At 33.3% G+C, this 15877-nt stretch carries 15 protein-coding genes; all 15 read right to left on the minus strand.

Going from position 1 to position 15877, the window contains the following annotated elements; genetic code table 11:
- Positions 1-5 precede the first annotated feature (5 nt).
- From THEYE_RS06510 to mraZ, 15 genes are read right to left on the minus strand one after another with little or no spacing between them, the layout of a single operon-like run.
- Positions 6-740, minus strand: a complete 735-nt coding sequence (locus THEYE_RS06510; protein WP_012545598.1) for a cell division protein FtsQ/DivIB — start codon at positions 738-740, stop codon at positions 6-8.
- Positions 730-1644, minus strand: coding sequence for a D-alanine--D-alanine ligase (locus tag THEYE_RS06515; RefSeq protein ID WP_012546449.1), 915 nt, complete (start codon positions 1642-1644; stop codon positions 730-732). Before THEYE_RS06515 ends, THEYE_RS06510 begins: the two co-directional genes overlap by 11 nt.
- Before the next feature lies 1 nt (position 1645).
- Positions 1646-2533 carry a UDP-N-acetylmuramate dehydrogenase gene (gene murB / locus THEYE_RS06520; protein ID WP_012546287.1) on the minus strand — a complete coding sequence of 296 codons (888 nt, stop codon included), beginning with the start codon at positions 2531-2533 and terminating at the stop codon, positions 1646-1648.
- The gene (murC, locus tag THEYE_RS06525) at positions 2530-3900 is read right to left on the minus strand and encodes a UDP-N-acetylmuramate--L-alanine ligase (protein ID WP_012546590.1); all 1371 of its coding nucleotides are present in this window, start codon (positions 3898-3900) and stop codon (positions 2530-2532) included. The genes murB and murC overlap by 4 nt, the downstream gene beginning before the upstream one ends.
- Positions 3901-5001: an undecaprenyldiphospho-muramoylpentapeptide beta-N-acetylglucosaminyltransferase gene (murG, locus tag THEYE_RS06530; RefSeq protein WP_012545433.1), complete on the minus strand. Its 1101-nt coding sequence runs from the start codon at positions 4999-5001 to the stop codon at positions 3901-3903.
- Positions 4998-6176: a putative lipid II flippase FtsW gene (ftsW, locus tag THEYE_RS06535; RefSeq protein ID WP_012545997.1), complete on the minus strand. Its 1179-nt coding sequence runs from the start codon at positions 6174-6176 to the stop codon at positions 4998-5000. Before ftsW ends, murG begins: the two co-directional genes overlap by 4 nt.
- Entirely contained in the window at positions 6173-7621 is a 1449-nt protein-coding gene (gene murD, locus THEYE_RS06540; RefSeq protein WP_012545218.1) for a UDP-N-acetylmuramoyl-L-alanine--D-glutamate ligase, read from the minus strand. Before murD ends, ftsW begins: the two co-directional genes overlap by 4 nt.
- Positions 7593-8621, minus strand: a complete 1029-nt coding sequence (locus THEYE_RS06545) for a D-alanyl-D-alanine carboxypeptidase family protein (RefSeq protein WP_012546749.1) — start codon at positions 8619-8621, stop codon at positions 7593-7595. The genes murD and THEYE_RS06545 overlap by 29 nt, the downstream gene beginning before the upstream one ends.
- Before the next feature lie 4 nt (positions 8622-8625).
- A complete protein-coding gene (gene mraY / locus THEYE_RS06550; protein WP_012545877.1) occupies positions 8626-9711 on the minus strand; it encodes a phospho-N-acetylmuramoyl-pentapeptide-transferase in 1086 nt (361 codons plus the stop codon).
- Between the two features lie 2 nt (positions 9712-9713).
- Positions 9714-11048, minus strand: a complete 1335-nt coding sequence (locus THEYE_RS06555) for a UDP-N-acetylmuramoyl-tripeptide--D-alanyl-D-alanine ligase (RefSeq protein ID WP_012545266.1) — start codon at positions 11046-11048, stop codon at positions 9714-9716.
- Positions 11049-11054: 6 nt separating this feature from the next.
- Positions 11055-12533, minus strand: a complete 1479-nt coding sequence (locus tag THEYE_RS06560; RefSeq protein ID WP_012546153.1) for a UDP-N-acetylmuramoyl-L-alanyl-D-glutamate--2,6-diaminopimelate ligase — start codon at positions 12531-12533, stop codon at positions 11055-11057.
- Positions 12530-14260 (minus strand): peptidoglycan D,D-transpeptidase FtsI family protein, encoded by a 1731-nt coding sequence (locus tag THEYE_RS06565; protein WP_012545621.1) that lies wholly within the window; start codon positions 14258-14260, stop codon positions 12530-12532. The genes THEYE_RS06560 and THEYE_RS06565 overlap by 4 nt, the downstream gene beginning before the upstream one ends.
- Before the next feature lies 1 nt (position 14261).
- A complete protein-coding gene (locus THEYE_RS06570) occupies positions 14262-14555 on the minus strand; it encodes a hypothetical protein (RefSeq protein WP_012546201.1) in 294 nt (97 codons plus the stop codon).
- Positions 14552-15430 carry a 16S rRNA (cytosine(1402)-N(4))-methyltransferase RsmH gene (rsmH, locus tag THEYE_RS06575; protein WP_012545268.1) on the minus strand — a complete coding sequence of 293 codons (879 nt, stop codon included), beginning with the start codon at positions 15428-15430 and terminating at the stop codon, positions 14552-14554. The genes THEYE_RS06570 and rsmH overlap by 4 nt, the downstream gene beginning before the upstream one ends.
- On the minus strand, positions 15420-15875 hold the full coding sequence (gene mraZ / locus THEYE_RS06580) for a division/cell wall cluster transcriptional repressor MraZ (RefSeq protein ID WP_012545651.1): 456 nt from the start codon (positions 15873-15875) through the stop codon (positions 15420-15422). Before mraZ ends, rsmH begins: the two co-directional genes overlap by 11 nt.
- Positions 15876-15877: the final 2 nt, after the last annotated feature.

A 15877-nucleotide genomic window follows, 5' to 3' on the forward strand; every position in this document is an offset into this window, starting at 1 on the left:
ATCCTCTATTCAACAGGTTTTACTATCACTCTATCGGGAACTCTTAGGTCAATGTATTGAACATTTAAACCTCTTTTTTGAATCTCGCCATTAACTACAAGATATTTCGCAAATTTTGCTTCAAGCTCTCCTTTGCCTACAATAATTGGGAAATTATTTATATAAAGAGTCAGGTCATCTGGATTATTGCCTGTTATTATTATTTTATCATCAGCTTTTACAAAACCTTTATGATTAATGAAATTGAGTAGTTTGACGGCTTCATTAAGAGTTTCTTTGTTTTTGAATGGATCAATATTTTTTATGATAGGTAAAAAAATGGTTGGGTTTGTTTCTTTGGTGTCTACTTCAGAAACATGCTTATCCTTTTGAATCTTTTCAGTGAAATTCTCAAGAACCTGAGCTTCGTAATCAACCAAATAATAATTTTCATTAAACATAGCAATAGCAACCGGAGTGGATTCCTTTATATAAATTGTCATTGTTCCGTTTAAATCTTTTCTTATAATTGCATCTTTTATCCATGGCGTTTTTTTTAGTCTTTCATATAAAGTCTTTGATGACGGATAAATGATAGAATTCCCTTCTTTTATTGACAGGATTGCTCTGATTTCTTTATCAGTTAGATGTTTATTACCAATAATAACAACATTCCTTACAGTAAATTCCTCAAAAGCCAAAAAACCAACTAATACAACAAAAAAAACGCATATTAAAATTATCCATTTCTTACTTTTCATTATTTTTAAGTGAAAGTTCCAGAATCTCTTTAACTAAACCTTTAAAATCATAACCAGCAAGTGAAGCTATTTTAGGTAAAAGAGATGTTTCTGTCATGCCAGGAATTGTATTTACTTCAAGAACATAAGGATTACCTTGTTGATCAACTATCATATCAACCCTTGTACCCCCTTTACAATTTAGCGACTTATGAGCTTTGAGTCCAAGTTCTTTGAGTTTCTCATAAAGAGCATTATCTATCTCAGGAGGCAGTATATATTCAGTCAAACCTTTTGTATACTTTGCTTCATAGCTGTAAAAACCTTTTTTAGGTCTTACTTCAACTCCTCCAAGAGCTTTATCTCCTAATACTCCAATATGTATTTCTCTGCCTTCAATAAATTTCTCTATAATTACTCGTTTCCCAAATTGGAATGCTTCATTAATTGCATTCTTAAACTCTCTCTCATTTTTAACAATGTTTACTCCTATAGATGATCCTTCCTCTGCAGGTTTTACAACACAGGGAAAACTAAAAGATGATAGACTAACGGCTGAACTTATATAATCTTTTTTATTAAGCACTTTAAAAGGAGGAACAGGAATACCGTGATAAAGAAATATCTTCTTTGATGCTTCCTTATCCATTGCCAGAGCAGAAGCAAGAACTCCTGAACCAGTATATGGAATACCCATAACTTCAAGCATCCCCTGAACTGCTCCATTTTCTCCCCATCCACCATGAAGAACAAGAAAAGCTATATCAATTTTTTCTATTTTTATCTTCTCACAAAGGTCTATTCCTGCATCTATAAATACCACATCATATCCAAGTTCTTTTAAGGCATTGAAGACCGCCTGTCCACTCCTAAGAGAGACTTCTCTCTCTGAGGAAATTCCTCCCGCGATTACTCCAACTTTCATATTAAGCCTCCAAAATTTTTATCTCAGGCACCAATTCTATTGAAAAAAGCTTGAATACCTTTTCCTTAACAATATCCATTAACTTTAAAAAATCATTTGCCTTACCTTTACCAACATTAATGAAATAGTTAGCATGGAGATGACTTATAAGTATATCTCCAACTCTGAATCCTTTTAGTCCTGCTTTTTCTATTAAATAACCTGCTGATTGTCCTTCTGGATTTTTAAATACGCATCCTGCAGAATACTCTCTTAAAGGTTGAGTCTGTTTTTTTCTTTGGAGAAACTGTTTCATCCTGTTAAAAGCCTCTCCATCATCTTCCTTTAAACTAAAGGTTGCAGATTTTATAAGCCATGTTTCAACCAAATTTGAGCTACGATATTGAAAAGTAATATCTTGTTTTTTTAGAATTTTAGTTTCCAGTTTATCGGTTATAATTTCAACTTCTGCAAGGCAATCACTAATTTCATATCCAAAAGAGCCTGCATTGCCTTTTATTGCACCTCCAACTGTTCCTGGTATACCAATAAGACCTTCTATTCCTGAAAGCTTTATTTTTAAAACAAAAGCAAGAAGTCTTGGCAACATTACGCCAGCTGAAGTCCTTATGGTAAATCCTTCAAGATTTATTCTCTTCATTTGCTTTGTATTGATTATCACTCCCTTAAATCCTTCATCATGCACAACTAAATTACTGCCTCCTCCTATAACATAGTATGCTGTTCCTTCATTTCTTATAATTTCAAGCAATTTTAAAACAGAGTCTTCATCTGGAAATACAACAAAGTCTGCATATCCTCCAATTCTAAGAGTTGTATATTTAGCCAAAGACTCATATTTTTTATAAGGTATCCTATTTTCTTTTAAGAAAATTTCAATATTTTTCATAACTTCTCTTTAATGCTTTCCCCAACTTTGTATACATCTCCTGCTCCAATCGTAAAAACAAGGTCTCCTTCTTTTAATTCTCTTAAAATATCAATTTTTATATCTTCTTTGTCAGGATTGAATATCACATTAACTCCTACATTTTTCAATTTTTCATATAAAATCTCTGCACTTACTCCTTCAATAGGAGGTTCACTTGCGGCATATATATCCATGAGAAATAAAACATCATTTTTTCTTAATGTTGTCTTAAAAACCTGAATAAACTGTTCCATCAAATCTCTTGTTCTTGTATATCTGTGAGGCTGAAAAATTACGCAGAGCCTTTGTGGTTTTAGCCATAAAGCAGTTTTTATTACAGCCTTTATCTCTGTTGGATGATGTCCATAGTCATCATAAAATTTTACACCATTTTTCTCACCTTTAAACTCAAATCTTCTGCTAATGCCTGTAAAATTCTCAAGGGATTCTCTTACTTTTTCAATAGGTATGGAAAGCTCCTTTGCCACAGCTATAGTTGCAAGAGCATTTAATACATTGTGATTTCCCGGAACAGTAATTGCAAATCTTCCAAGAAACTTATTTCTAAAAAAAGCGTCAAATAAGACTTTTGAGGATGAATATTCAATATTTTTCGCGCAAAAATCAGATGCCTCATCAAAACCATAGGTTACATATCTTCTTGTTAGATGAGGAATTAAATCTCTTATATGTCTGCACTCTCTGCAAAGAACTGAAACACCATAAAAAGGAACTTTATTTGCAAACTCAAGAAAAGCTTTTTTAATTCTTTTAAGATTTTTGAAATAATCAAGATGTTCTCTGTCAATGTTTGTAATAACAGAAACAGCAGGTGAAAGTTTAAGAAAACTTCCATCACTTTCATCAGCCTCTGCCACAAGAAATTCACCCTGACCTAATTTTGCATTTGTTCCTATAGATTTAAGTTTCCCTCCAATAACAATTGTAGGATCAAATCCAGCATCACTTAAAATAGTGGCAATAAATGAAGTGGTTGTTGTCTTACCATGTGCACCTGCAACTAAAATGGAATATTTAAGTCTACAAAGTTCAGCAAGCATCTCAGCTCTTGGAATGACTGGAATTCCAAGTGATCTTGCTTTAATAATTTCAGGATTATCAGGTTTTACCGCAGAAGAAAAAACCACCACTTCTGTGTTATCAATATTATCACTGCTATGTCCTATGAATACTTTTATCCCAAGTTTTTTTAATCTTCTTACAGTGTCAGACTCTTTTATATCAGAGCCTGAAACTGTATAACCCATGTTATGAAGAACTTCCGCTATACCGCTCATTCCAATTCCGCCAATTCCAACAAAATGAATTCTTTTGTATTGATACATTTATCTTTTCCTCCTGAGCAAACTTTCTGCAATTTCTATAATTTTCTCTCCTGCATAAGGTTTTCCAAAAGCAAGTGATGCCATTTCCATCTCTTTCATAATTTCTGGTTTATTTAAAATTTTATTAATCTTTTTTGCAAGAACCTCCCCATTTAACTCCCTGTCAAGAATAAGTTCACATGCACCTCTGCTAAGAAGTCTTCTTGCATTCATTTCCTGATGATTATATGCAGCATATGGATATGGAATAAGAATTGATGCCTTACCAATAGCTGTGAGCTCTGCAACAGTGGATGCACCCGCCCTTGAAATAACTAAATCTGCTACTGAGTAAGCTTCTACCATATCATATATAAATGGCAATACAGTTGCTCTAAATGATAAGTTTCTATACTCATTGTAAACCCAGTTATAGTCAGCCTCACCTGTTTGATGAATTATCTGTATCCTGTTTTTTAAAGGAAGCAAATATGAAAGTCCTTCTGTCATAGCCTTGTTTATCTTTCTTGCTCCAAGACTACCTCCCAAAATCAGTATTGTAATTCTTCCTTCTTCAATATCAAAAAGTTTTTTTGCCTTTTCCTTATTTCCTTCTAAAATTTTCTTTCTAATTGGAGTTCCTGTTAAATATGTCTTCTCCCTTGAGAAATACTCTATTGTCTCTGGATATGTTATCGCAACAGCAGAAGCAATTTTGCCAAGTAATTTATTCGCAAGCCCTGGAACAGTATTTTGTTCAAGAATAATCGTAGGAATTTTTTTCAAAAAAGCTGCTAAAACAACTGGAAACGATGCATATCCTCCAACTCCGAAAACAATATCTGGAGCAAATGAATTTATAATATTTTTTGATTCAAACATGGATTTTAAAAGACTCTTCAGCGATTTTGCCTTTTCACTAAAAGACTTTCCAACAAATCCCTGAATTGAAATAAAACTTAACTCATAGCCTGTTTTAGGTATTACCTTTGCCTCCAGTCCTTTTGGAGTTCCCACAAAGATAATTTGAGCCTCTGGATATTTACCTATCAAACTCTCTGCAAGAGCAATGCCAGGGAAAAGATGTCCCCCTGTTCCTCCACCTGCAATAATAACTCTCATGAAAATTTTCTTCCTTTGTAGTAATATCTATATGTTCTTAATTTATTTTTTTTCTGTAATGTTAATTCTGTAAAATCTGCCTTATAATCAAATCTTGAAAGATTAAGCAAAACTCCCACTGCTATAAGATTGACAACAAGGGAAGAACCACCGTAACTAATAAAAGGCAAGGGAAGTCCTTTTGTTGGTGCCAGACCTGTTACAACTGCAAAGTTTATTAATGCCTGAATTGAAATCATGATTGTAATTCCCGAAGCAAGAAAATAACAAAAAGGGTCAATCTGCTTTGCTGCAATATTTAGTCCTCTCATACATATGAAAAAGAAAAGAATAACAACTACGCAAACACCAATAAATCCCATTTCTTCACCGATGTGAGCAAATATAAAATCTGTGTGTATCTCAGGTAAAAAAGCAAGTTTCTGCTTTCCTTCGCCAAGACCTTGTCCTGTAAGCCCTCCGCTTCCAAGTGCAATAAGTGACTGAACAAGCTGAAAACCGCTTCCCTGAGGATCTGACCAAGGGTCAAGAAATGAAGTTATTCTTTTCCATCTATAAGGTTCTTTTGCAAGATAAAATAAAACAGGAATTGCAAGCAAAATAGTAAGTCCCAAAAATCTTAAACTTACACCTCCGATAAAAAGCATCACAAAGGTGATTATTCCAAGTGTCATAACTGCACCAAAATCTGGTTGTTTAAGAAAAATTATCTGAAATACTCCCATTAAACTTATCGGAATTACAAAATCCTTGATACTTTCTTTATTATAACTTTCTCTGCTCATATACCATGCAAGGAAAAAAACCATTGCAAGCTTTACAAGTTCAGAAGGTTGAAAAACACTGGGCCACAGTCTGAGCCATCTTCTTGCACCTCCTGCACTTACTCCTAATGGACTAAAAACAGCAATAAGCATTATAAAAGAAATAATAAGCAGAGGAAAAACAAGTTTTTTTAATTTTGTAACAGGTAAAAATATAAATACAACTATGAAAAAAAAGCCTATAATCAATGTAAATAGTTGCTTCTGTAAGTAAATCATTCCACCTTTATCAGCATATTTTGCCTTAACAGAAGCTAAAACAGAAGTAGAACTATAAACTGCAATTAATCCAATTATTACAAGAATAGTTACAGCTATTATAAGAGTTTTATCAATAGAACCTTTTTTCATAAAGAGTTCACAATATCTTTAAATACTTCTCCTCTATGTTCAAAGTTTTTGAACATATCAAAACTTGCGCATCCAGGAGAAAGAAGCACTACATCACCAGCACGAGCAATTTCCTTTGCTTTAATCACAGCAGACTTCATATCACTTTCTAAATAGCATGGAACCAAATCTCCAAGAGCATCTGCTATCTTATGCTTTGCCTCACCGATAAGTAGTAAAGCCTTTACTTTTTCTTTTACAATACTTTTCAAAGCAGAAAAATCTCCATCTTTATCTCTTCCACCAGCAATCAATATCACATTACCGGGAAAACTTTCAAGAGATTTCTTAACTGCGTCAACATTAGTGCCCTTTGAGTCATTTATATAGATTACTCCATCTATTTCTCTGACAGGCTCCATTCTATGTGGAAGACCTGGAAATTGCTGAACAACGTCTTTTATACTTTGCCCCTTGCATCCAGAACATAAAGCAAGTAAAGATGCTGCCATTATATTTTCAACATTATGAATACCCTTTATTTTAAATGTGGAAACAGAAAGAACCGTGTTTTCCATCTCTTTCTTTATGTCATCAGAGACTTCTTCTCTGGCATTAAAATAAATAGAATCATTCTTTAAATAGGCACCATAGACATTTTGAACCCTGCTAAAATAAAAAACATGAGGAAGTTTACCTTTTTTTAAATATACATTTCTTAAATATTCAATAGCTGATATAGTATTTTCATCATCCATGTTAAGAATTAAATAATCATCTCCGTTTTGATTCTGAAAAATTTTTGCCTTTGCCTCAATATATTCTTTCATGTCTGAATATCTATCCATATGGTCTGGAGTAATATTCAGAATTGCTGCAAAATCAGGTTTAAAAGTTTTGATTCCTTCAAGTTGAAAGCTGGAAAGTTCCAGCACAAGATATTCCATATCAATTTCTTTATTTAAAAGTTTTAAAACAACTTCTGCCATAGGATATCCAATATTTCCTGCAAGTTGAACCTTTTTACCATCTCTTTTTAAAAATTCATATGTAAGCGTTGAAGTAGTAGACTTTCCATTTGCACCTGTAATACCTATTATTTTTACATTCTCTTTTATTAAACTCAGAATCTGCCAACTAAGTTCTATCTCACCAATAACTGGTATGCCTTTATAAACTGCTGAAACAATTGAAGGTGTGCTTAATGGAACTCCTGGACTTACAACAACAATATCAGCATTTTCAAGGGCTTCTGGTGGATGCCCCTCTCCTATGATTCGTTCTATTTTCCCGTTTACTGTTATTAAATCCTTTAAAATTTCCTCTTTGCTTTTTTTATCATTTATTATCAATTTTGCGCCAAGACTGCAAAGTAACTTAGATGCTGCTATACCACTTTTACCAAGACCAACAACTGCTACTGTTTTATTCTCCAGTTCAGATAGTTCTTTTATTATTTTTTGCATTCGCTGCCCTCTTTGTTTTTGAGATTTTCTTTACTTTCTTTTTATCTGTTTTAACTTTTTTATTCAATTTCTGATTTTTCTTATAGGAAACAGGCATTACTGATTTTTCTTCTGAAAGCTTAACAACAGGTTCATCTTTGCCTGTAAGAACATATTCTGCCTTTTCTACTAATTGTTGAGTATCTTTCCAAAGTTGCTCTCTATTTGTATCTCCTAAGATTGCTGTATAAACAAGTCTTCCATTAACTTTATAGGCACTTACAAAACAATGTCTTGCTCGCCTTGTATATCCTGTTTTGCCTCCTATCATATTATCTTCTGCCCATAAAAGCTGATTTGTATTCTGAATAAAATGCTCTTTTCCATTTTCAGACCTGATTAAATAAACACGAGTATGCACAGCCTCTTTTATTAATGGATAAGCAAGAGCATGAGACATTATTTTTGTTAAATCGTAGACTGTTGTATATTGACCTGCTCCAGGTAAACCTGATGCATTTATAAATCTTGTATCTTTTGCTCCAATTTTCTGCACTTTATCGTTCATAAGCTTTACAAAATTCTCCTCCCTTCCTGCAGTAGCTTCTGCAAGAGCAACTGCTGCGGAATTTACAGATCGCATTAATGCAAGATAAACAAGGTCACGGACTTTATAAACTTCTCCTTCCACCAACTTTGGTGAAACACTCGGAGTTCTTGCTGCTTTTCTTGATATGGTTACTTTATGTTCAGGATCAAGTTTCTCAAGAGCAACCATCACTGTTACAAGTTTTGTTGTGCTTGCTGGAGGAAGTTTTATATGCGGATTCTTGCCGTATAAAACCTTCCCTGTCTGAGCATCAACTGCAACAGCACTTGGAGCATCAATATCAACTTGTTTTTTAGTTTCCTGAGCTAAAGCTTCAGGAGAGTAAACTAAGACATAAATAAACAAAATAAAACACATAAAACGCATTCCTTTACATGTAAAACGAGTGAAACTGTTAAAATATCCTGTCATAATATCACCTCAGTTTTAATGTTAAAAGACTCAAAAGGGCAAGTATAATTCCTATTATCCAAAATCTAACAATAACCTTAGGTTCGGGCCATTTTTTTAATTCAAAATGATGGTGAAGCGGTGCCATTCTAAAAATTCTTTTTCCATTTGTTAATTTGAAATATCCTACTTGAAGGATAACAGAAAGAGCCTCTACAACAAATATGCCTCCAACAAGAGCTAAAACTATTTCATGCTTTGTAATAACCGCAAGACTACCGAGTGCTCCACCAAGACTTAAAGAACCAACATCTCCCATAAAAACCTCAGCAGGATAGGAATTATACCATAAAAAGCCAAGACATGCACCAAGCATTGCACCGCAAAAAACAGCTAATTCTCCTGTTCCGGGGATATAAAGAACATAAAGATATTTAGCAAATACAGCATGCCCTGATATATAGAGAAGAACAGCATTTACAATAGATGCAATACCTACAAGACCTGCTGCAAGTCCATCCATTCCATCTGTAAGATTTACAGCATTTGAACTACCTACAATCACAAAAATAGCAAAAGGCAGATAAAATATTCCTAAATCAATAAGCCACTGTTTGAAAAATGGAATACTTAAAACAGTTGTATAAGGGTCCTTTGGGTTGAAATAAAGAAAAAGAGTTACAGAAGAAGCAAGTAATAACTGAGCAAACAATTTATATCTACCTGGTAATCCTTTGTAATTTTTTCTTGTAATTTTTAGATAATCATCTATAAATCCTATTAAGCCAAAACCTAAGAAACTAATTATCATAATCCACATATAGTGATTCTTTAAATTTCCCCACATAAGCACGGCAACTAAGACTGAAGCAGTTATTATTATACCGCCCATTGTAGGTGTGCCTTCTTTTTTAAGATGTGTTTTAGGACCATCATCTCTTATATGCTGTGTAAGACTTAATTTTTTAAGCCATCTTATGCATGGTGGAGCAATGATGAATGTAAAAAAGAAAGATGTAAGGATAGCAAGCATTGTTCTGAAAGTAATATATTTGAAAACATTTAATCCAGAAATATAGTCACTTAAACTGTAAAGAATCTCATAAAGCATTACTATCTCCCTTCTTTCAAAATCTCAAGAATCTTCTCCAGCTTCATAGCCCTTGAACCTTTGATTAAAACAATTTCAGAACCCTTGAGTTCTTTTTTTAAAAACTCTGCCGCCTGTATAGGATCGTTAAAAACATATCCATTAACATATCTTAATGCATTTTTTATAAACTTTCCCACTCCAATAAAAATATCTATCCCCATCTCATTTACCCATTTACCAACTTCTTCATGAGCTAAATCTGTAAATTCTCCAAGTTCGAGCATATCTCCTAAAACAGCAACTGTCCGTCTACCTTTTTTCCTTCTTGTAAGCTCCTGCAATGCGACTTTCATTGAAGAAGGATTGGCATTGTAAGCATCAAAAAATATTTCAACTCCATTAATTTTGATTATTTCTCCACGCATCTTCACAGAAGTGAAACTTTCTGTAATCTGTTGTATAGAACATTTAGATATACCTAAAAAAGTAGCAACAGCAATCGCTCCTGTAAGATTGTAAATATTATAAATCCCCACTAAAGGAGTTTTAACTGCAAAGGCTGCAATATCACTATAAAAATCAAATTCAACATGATCATTATAAAAATTAATGTTTTCAGCTCTAAAATCACATTCTTTGCTCATTCCGAATGTCAAAATTTGTCCGCTGTATCTTTTAAGCCCATCCATTAGGAATTTATCATCTCCATTGGCAAAAACTGTTTTAACATAAGGAAGTATTTCTAATTCTCCCTCTCTTACTCCTTGAATTGAACCAAAGCCTTCAATATGTTCATATCCAATATTTGTAATCAATGCATAATCTGGATATACTATATCGCAAAGCTCTTTTATATCACCAGGTCTATTTGTTCCAAGCTCAAGAACCATAATTTCAGTATTGTTTTCAATCCTGCTGATGCAGAGCGGAACTCCGATGTTATTATTAAAATTTCCCTCAGTTTTAAGAATTTTGTATTTTTTTGATAAAAAACTGGCAATCAATTCCTTTGTTGTTGTCTTACCATTGCTTCCTACAACTGCGATAATCTTTCCCTTAAATTTTTTTCTTAAATATCCTGCTAAATTTTGTAAAGACTTAAGAGTGTCATCCACTATAACTACTGTTTTATTTTTAAAATCCATGCCTTCATTTTTTGAAACTACTGCACCAGAAGCCTTAATCAAAGCTTCATCTACAAATTCATGTCCATCTTTTTTTGAACCTTTCAATGCAAAAAAAAGATCATTCTTGCCAATTGTTCTTGTATCAATTGATGCTTCTTTAAATATCTCATTTCCTTTTGAAACTAATTTTCCTCCTGTAGCTATCAATAAATCGTCAAGGGTAAACATAATGAATTACCTCAACTCTCTTAAGGCTTTTACAAGAATTTCTCTATCGCTGAAAGGATATCTTTTCCCTTTTATTTCCTGATAATCTTCATGTCCTTTGCCAGCAACAATTAGAATGTCTCCCTTTTTACATATCTTTGTTCCTATATATAAACTCATGGTTCTGTCAGGAACAACAATGTAGTTGTCTTTTAAAATACCTTCTTCAATTTCTTTGATTATTTCTCTTGGTTCTTCCCATCTCGGATTGTCTGAGGTAAGAATTACATAATCACTTAATTCAGTAGCAATTTTACCCATCTGGGGTCTTTTTCCTCTATCCCGATTTCCACCACAACCGAAAACTGTTACTATCTTTCCATTTTTTGATATCTCTTCTTTAAGTTTTCTTACACTTATAAGCAATCTTTCAAGAGCATCTGGTGAATGAGCATAATCAACAAAAACAAGAAAATCCTGTCCTTCATCAACTCTCTCAAATCTTCCATCTGGAGAATGAGCATCTGAAATCGCAGATTCAATAATATCAAAGGGAATATTCAAAGCTACAGCAACTGATACTGCGGAAATAACATTATAAATATTAGGAATACCTAAAAGATGAGTTTTTACAACTAATTCCTTTTCCTTCTTAATATGAAGATTAATCTCTGTCTCTTTAAAGTTTAGTCTGTAGTTTTTAACATAAATATCTGCCTGAGGATTTTCTATTGAGTAAGTAATTTTTTTAGTGTTCAACTGTTCTGCCAACCTTCTTCCATAGACATCATCAAAATTGATAACCGCAACTCCTTCGTTTTTAAGCAACTCAGTAAATAGCCTTTTTTTAGCATTGAAGTAATCTTCCATATCTTTATGAAAATCAAGATGGTCCCTTGAAAGATTTGTAAATACTGCGATATCAAATTTTGTGTAATCAACTCTCTTTAAAGCAAGAGCATGCGAAGACACCTCTGTAATGACATATTCTACGCCTTTGACGAGCATTTCATGGAGAAGCTCTTGAAACTCAGGAGCTTCTGGAGTTGTGTGAACAGCAACTTTCTCCTCATTGTCAATCAAATATTTTATTGTTCCAATAACTCCGGTTTTTTTGTCATATCTTTTGAGTATTTCTCTTATAAGATATGATGTTGTTGTTTTTCCATTTGTGCCTGTTATTCCAATAATTTTAAGTCTTTCAGATGGATTTCCATAAAATTTTGAACTAATCCATGAAAGAGCGTCTCTTGAATCATTAACACCTATCCATGTAACATCTGCATACTCGGAAGGCATAAAGTGTCCTGTCTCATAAACAACAGCTTTTGCTCCTTTTTTTATTGCTTCCTCAATAAAAAAATGCCCATCTGCTTTCTGTCCTGATACTGCAAAAAAAAGACTTGCTTCTTTTACATCCTTAGAATTATAGGTTATGTAATCTATATTTTTGTTTATATCTCCCTTAACATTAAAATCACTCCTTAAAAGTTCTTTTAAAATCATTCTTTTGCTACCACAACCTTTCTATTGGTTTCATTTTCAAATGTAACAACAAGTCCTTTTTCTTTAGCATCATCTCTTGGAATATTAAGATAAGCCATAGCTTCATCAGAAATTGCTTTAAATACTGGTGCAGCAACAACTCCTCCATAATGAGCTCCCTTAGGGTCATGAATAACAACTATCATTGCTATACGGGGATTATCTGCTGGAATAAATCCGACAAAAGAGCTTACAAATCTATCTTTTGAATATCTACCTGTTTTAGGGTCATACTTCTGAGCTGTTCCTGTTTTCCCTGCAACATTATTACCATCAAGCTTTGCTTGAGTTGCTGTTCCGCCTTCTTCTGTAACTTTTTTCAATATATCTCTCATTATCTTTGCTGTTTTTTCAGATACTATTTTTTCTCTCTGTATAACAGCCTTATACAGAATATTTCCTTCTGACGAACGAATTTCAGAAACTACAAATGGCTTTACAAGATAACCACCATTTGCAATAACAGAATAAGCTCTCAAAACCTGAATGGCTGTAACTGCCACTTCCTGCCCGATTGGAATAGCTCCTATTGATGTGCCTGACCATTTTTGAGTAGGTCTTATATAACCTGCCATTTCTCCAGGAAGGTCTATCCCTGTCTTTTCACCAAAACCAAATTTCTTTATATATTGATAAAGCTTTTCCTTACCAAGCATCATCGCAATTTTTATTGTACCAACATTTGAAGACTTTTGAATAACTTCTTCAAAAGTAAGAACTCCGTGTCTGTGGGCATCTTTTATTTTTTTACCCCATACTTCTATATATCCCTGAGAGCAATCAAATTTAGTGTATGGCTTTACAATACCTTCTTCTAATGCTGCGGTTGCTGTAACTATCTTAAAGGTTGAACCTGGTTCATATAAATCTGTTAATGCACGATTTCTTATTATACCAATATTTTTTATGAATTTTAAATTATTTGGATCATATGTTGGTCTGTTTGCTAAGGCAAGAATCTCTCCTGTAAATGGATCCATCATTATGGCAATTCCTGAAGAAGCTTGCCATTTTTTTACTGCTTCCTCAAGATATTTTTCAACAATGTATTGCAATCCTTCATCAATGGTTACAAAAATATCATTTCCTTTTATATCTTTCAAGCTTCCATCAGAAAGTTTTTTTCCTCTGGCATCTACTGAAACTACTTTTGAGGATTTTTCTGCTTTAAGATATTTGTCATACTGCCTTTCTAATCCTTCCATGCCTTGTTCATCAATATTGACAAAACCAATAACATGAGAAGCTAAAAATCCATTAGGATAAAACCTTGCTCCTTCAGGAACAGAACCAACTCCTTCAATCTTTAAAGCTTTAATTTTCTCTGCCACAGCATGATCAACTTTTCTTTCAAGCCATAGAAATCTTATATTTTTTTCTGATTGAGTTTTTATCTGTTCAGCATTAACTTTTATATAACTTTTTAAAATATTTATTGTTTCATCTGACTTTAAAGATGAAGGGTCAATGAATAAAGATTCTTTTTCTAAAGAAACCGCTAATTCCCGTCCCATTCTATCATATATATTCCCTCTTTTTGGAATGATTTCTTCCTTTTTTATTTGTTGAATTTTTGCTCTTGAGAAATAAACCTGATGTTCAACAAACATGATTAAACCAAGACGAAAAATAATAGAAGCGAAGCAGACTAAGAGCATTATTTTCAGTAAAATAACTCTCTTTTGCATTTTAATTCTTTTTATTGAAACTTACTGCTTTTACTAAACTCTCAGGGTTTCCAGATATATAAACAATCTTTCTTCTATCAGGAAATACGAGAAAATGCCCATCAGCATTATTAATTCTTACGAATGAAGTTAAAGATGCCTTTTCAGCAAGTAAAAGCCTTCTTTCATTAAGCATTTCCTTTTTTTTCTCTTCAAGACTACTTAATCTGTACTCTACAGAAATTACATTTGACCTTACCCATAAAATTGCAAAAATTGCGAATAAACTGAAAACTATTAAAACAATCTGCTTCATATTTTTTCACCCCCTCTTAGCCTTGCGCTTCTTGCTGATGGATTTTTAGCAACTTCTTCAAGAGATGGTAAAAGAGGTTTTTTAGTAAGAATACGCAGATTTCCTTTTTGTTCTTCCTCTCTGAAAAAATTTTTTACAACTCTGTCTTCACCTGAATGATAAGAGATTACACAAATTCTTCCACCAGAGTTTAATAATTCAACTGCCTGCAACAATCCTTGTCTAAGTTCTTCAAATTCCCTGTTTACTTCAATTCTTATTGCTTGAAAAATCTGAGTGGCAGGATGAAGCCTCCCATGTCTTGGAACAGTTTTTTTTACTAAATCTGCAAGCTCTTTACATGTATCAATAGTTTTTTTGCCTCTCTGTCTTATAATTTCTCTTGCTATTCTCCTTGCAAAAGGCTCATCACCATAATCTCTAAAAATTTGAGTTAACTTTTGCTCAGGATATTTGTTTACAACATCCCATGCTGTCAATGGTTCTGTCTGATCCATTCTCATATCAAGTCTTTCCTCAGAATGAAAACTAAATCCTCTTTCAAAATCCTTAAGTTGAAGCATTGAAACACCAAGATCAAAAATTATCCCGTCAATTTTTTCAATATTTAACTCTGACAAAACTTCTTTAAGATGAGAAAAGCTTGCTTTTCTTAAAATCACCCTTGAATCATCCAGAATTCTATTAGCATAAAAAATAGCAGACTCATCCCTGTCAATGCCGATTAATCTGCCATCTGGGCTAAGCCTTTTAAGTATCGCTAAAGAATGCCCACCACAGCCTAAGGTGGCATCAACATATATACCTCCGTAAGGATTCAGAAGTTGAATAACTTCCTTAACCATTACAGGAATGTGTATTTTTTTATAATCCATACTTAGCAAGAGCATCTTGTATCCTCTTTATATCTACCTTTGTGGGATCAGTAATGCTATCCCAAGTAGCCTTATCCCATATTTCAATTCTTTCAATCTGACCAACAATAACAACTGCAGAGTTAATACCAGCATCTTGTCTATGTTCATAAGGAATCAATATTCTTCCTTGTTTATCAAGTTCACATGGTATTGCAGAAGCGATAACTCTCCTTAAAAAATACATTACAGATTCATCAGACTTAGGTAGCCCTCTTATTTTTTCTTCAAGTTTCAACCATTCCTCAAGAGGATAAAGATGTAAGGCTTTATCAAAAGGAGCATTCGTAAGATAGAGTTCGCCCGAAGAATATTTATTTGTCAGAACCTCCCTAAGGGAGGCTGGCATTATAACTCTTCCCTTTTGATCAAGATTATGGTAATATTTTCCTATGAAAGATATCATAT

The sequence above is a fragment of the Thermodesulfovibrio yellowstonii DSM 11347 genome (genome assembly GCF_000020985.1).
In the GTDB taxonomy this organism is placed as follows: Bacteria; Nitrospirota; Thermodesulfovibrionia; order Thermodesulfovibrionales; family Thermodesulfovibrionaceae; genus Thermodesulfovibrio; species Thermodesulfovibrio yellowstonii.

Bases quoted from the DNA above. Each gene is read 5' to 3' on its own strand.
- THEYE_RS06510 (WP_012545598.1), bottom strand. From the start codon at position 740: ATGAAAAGTAAGAAATGGATAATTTTAATATGCGTTTTTTTTGTTGTA.
- THEYE_RS06515 (WP_012546449.1), bottom strand. From the start codon at position 1,644: ATGAAAGTTGGAGTAATCGCGGGAGGAATTTCCTCAGAGAGAGAAGTC.
- murB (WP_012546287.1), bottom strand. From the start codon at position 2,533: ATGAAAAATATTGAAATTTTCTTAAAAGAAAATAGGATACCTTATAAA.
- murC (WP_012546590.1), bottom strand. From the start codon at position 3,900: ATGTATCAATACAAAAGAATTCATTTTGTTGGAATTGGCGGAATTGGA.
- murG (WP_012545433.1), bottom strand. From the start codon at position 5,001: ATGAGAGTTATTATTGCAGGTGGAGGAACAGGGGGACATCTTTTCCCT.
- ftsW (WP_012545997.1), bottom strand. From the start codon at position 6,176: ATGAAAAAAGGTTCTATTGATAAAACTCTTATAATAGCTGTAACTATT.
- murD (WP_012545218.1), bottom strand. From the start codon at position 7,621: ATGCAAAAAATAATAAAAGAACTATCTGAACTGGAGAATAAAACAGTA.
- THEYE_RS06545 (WP_012546749.1), bottom strand. From the start codon at position 8,621: ATGACAGGATATTTTAACAGTTTCACTCGTTTTACATGTAAAGGAATG.
- mraY (WP_012545877.1), bottom strand. From the start codon at position 9,711: ATGCTTTATGAGATTCTTTACAGTTTAAGTGACTATATTTCTGGATTA.
- THEYE_RS06555 (WP_012545266.1), bottom strand. From the start codon at position 11,048: ATGTTTACCCTTGACGATTTATTGATAGCTACAGGAGGAAAATTAGTT.
- THEYE_RS06560 (WP_012546153.1), bottom strand. From the start codon at position 12,533: ATGATTTTAAAAGAACTTTTAAGGAGTGATTTTAATGTTAAGGGAGAT.
- THEYE_RS06565 (WP_012545621.1), bottom strand. From the start codon at position 14,260: ATGCAAAAGAGAGTTATTTTACTGAAAATAATGCTCTTAGTCTGCTTC.
- THEYE_RS06570 (WP_012546201.1), bottom strand. From the start codon at position 14,555: ATGAAGCAGATTGTTTTAATAGTTTTCAGTTTATTCGCAATTTTTGCA.
- rsmH (WP_012545268.1), bottom strand. From the start codon at position 15,430: ATGGATTATAAAAAAATACACATTCCTGTAATGGTTAAGGAAGTTATT.
- mraZ (WP_012545651.1), bottom strand. From the start codon at position 15,875: ATGATATCTTTCATAGGAAAATATTACCATAATCTTGATCAAAAGGGA.